This window comes from Streptomyces sp. NPDC005955 (assembly GCF_042871255.1).
Classification (GTDB): Bacteria; Actinomycetota; Actinomycetes; order Streptomycetales; family Streptomycetaceae; genus Streptomyces.
This window is the reverse complement of the sequence record NZ_JBIAIF010000038.1, coordinates 1-2,507: the sequence shown is the minus strand read 5'-3', so window position 1 is coordinate 2,507 and position 2,507 is coordinate 1. Positions and strand designations below refer to the sequence as shown.

The window sequence follows — 2,507 nt, the reverse complement described above, 5'->3', positions numbered from 1 at the left end:
AACACAGTGGACGCGAGCAACTGAGGACAAGCCCTCGGCCTATTAGTACCAGTCAACTCCACCGGTCACCCGGCTTCCATATCTGGCCTATCAACCCAGTCGTCTACTGGGAGCCTTACCCCATCAAGTGGGTGGGAGTCCTCATCTCGAAGCAGGCTTCCCGCTTAGATGCTTTCAGCGGTTATCCCTCCCGAACGTAGCCAACCAGCCATGCCCTTGGCAGGACAACTGGCACACCAGAGGTTCGTCCGTCCCGGTCCTCTCGTACTAGGGACAGCCCTTCTCAAGACTCCTGCGCGCGCAGCGGATAGGGACCGAACTGTCTCACGACGTTCTAAACCCAGCTCGCGTACCGCTTTAATGGGCGAACAGCCCAACCCTTGGGACCGACTCCAGCCCCAGGATGCGACGAGCCGACATCGAGGTGCCAAACCATCCCGTCGATATGGACTCTTGGGGAAGATCAGCCTGTTATCCCCGGGGTACCTTTTATCCGTTGAGCGACGGCGCTTCCACAAGCCACCGCCGGATCACTAGTCCCGACTTTCGTCCCTGCTCGACCCGTCGGTCTCACAGTCAAGCTCCCTTGTGCACTTACACTCAACACCTGATTACCAACCAGGCTGAGGGAACCTTTGGGCGCCTCCGTTACTCTTTAGGAGGCAACCGCCCCAGTTAAACTACCCATCAGACACTGTCCCTGATCCGGATCACGGACCCAGGTTAGACATCCAGCACGACCAGAGTGGTATTTCAACAGCGACTCCACAACCACTGGCGTGGCCGCTTCAAAGTCTCCCACCTATCCTACACAAGCCGAACCGAACACCAATATCAAACTGTAGTAAAGGTCCCGGGGTCTTTCCGTCCTGCTGCGCGAAACGAGCATCTTTACTCGTAGTGCAATTTCACCGGGCCTATGGTTGAGACAGTCGAGAAGTCGTTACGCCATTCGTGCAGGTCGGAACTTACCCGACAAGGAATTTCGCTACCTTAGGATGGTTATAGTTACCACCGCCGTTTACTGGCGCTTAAGTTCTCAGCTTCGCCACACCGAAATGCAGCTAACCGGTCCCCTTAACGTTCCAGCACCGGGCAGGCGTCAGTCCGTATACATCGCCTTACGGCTTCGCACGGACCTGTGTTTTTAGTAAACAGTCGCTTCTCGCTGGTCTCTGCGGCCACCCCCAGCTCAGAGCGCGAAGCTCATCACCAGAAATGGCCCCCCTTCTCCCGAAGTTACGGGGGCATTTTGCCGAGTTCCTTAACCATAGTTCACCCGAACGCCTCGGTATTCTCTACCTGACCACCTGAGTCGGTTTAGGGTACGGGCCGCCATAAAACTCGCTAGAGGCTTTTCTCGACAGCATAGGATCATCCACTTCACCATAATCGGCTCGGCATCAGGTCTCAGCCTTAACGAGCGGCGGATTTACCTACCACTCGGCCTACACCCTTACCCCGGGACAACCACCGCCCGGGATGGACTACCTTCCTGCGTCACCCCATCACTCACCTACTACAAGTCCGGGTCACCGGCTCCACCACTTTCCATTCCCCGAAGGGTCCGGAACGGCTTCACGGGCTTAGCATCGCCTGATTCAATGTTTGACGCTCTACAGCGGGTACCGGAATATCAACCGGTTATCCATCGACTACGCCTGTCGGCCTCGCCTTAGGTCCCGACTTACCCTGGGCAGATCAGCTTGACCCAGGAACCCTTAGTCAATCGGCGCACACGTTTCCCACGTGTGTATCGCTACTCATGCCTGCATTCTCACTCGTGAACCGTCCACCACTGCCTTCCGGCGCAGCTTCACCCGGCACACGACGCTCCCCTACCCATCACAGCAGGCGTTGGCCCTCAATGCTGCAATGACACGACTTCGGCGGTACGCTTGAGCCCCGCTACATTGTCGGCGCGGAATCACTAGACCAGTGAGCTATTACGCACTCTTTCAAGGGTGGCTGCTTCTAAGCCAACCTCCTGGTTGTCTGTGCGACTCCACATCCTTTCCCACTTAGCGTACGCTTAGGGGCCTTAGTCGATGCTCTGGGCTGTTTCCCTCTCGACCATGGAGCTTATCCCCCACAGTCTCACTGCCGCGCTCTCACTTACCGGCATTCGGAGTTTGGCTAAGGTCAGTAACCCGGTAGGGCCCATCGCCTATCCAGTGCTCTACCTCCGGCAAGAAACACACGACGCTGCACCTAAATGCATTTCGGGGAGAACCAGCTATCACGGAGTTTGATTGGCCTTTCACCCCTAACCACAGGTCATCCCCCAGGTTTTCAACCCTGGTGGGTTCGGTCCTCCACGACCTCTTACAGCCGCTTCAACCTGCCCATGGCTAGATCACTCCGCTTCGGGTCTTGGGCATGCTACTCAAACGCCCTATTCGGACTCGCTTTCGCTACGGCTTCCCCACACGGGTTAACCTCGCAACACACCGCAAACTCGCAGGCTCATTCTTCAAAAGGCACGCAGTCACGACATACAAGCAAGC

Annotated in this window: 1 rRNA gene; it reads right to left on the bottom strand. The window is 56.8% G+C overall.

What is annotated here, in order from left to right:
- Window positions 1–22: 22 nt before the first annotated feature.
- A 23S ribosomal RNA gene (locus ACFYOU_RS33290) occupies window positions 23–2,507 on the bottom strand; the annotation flags it as partial.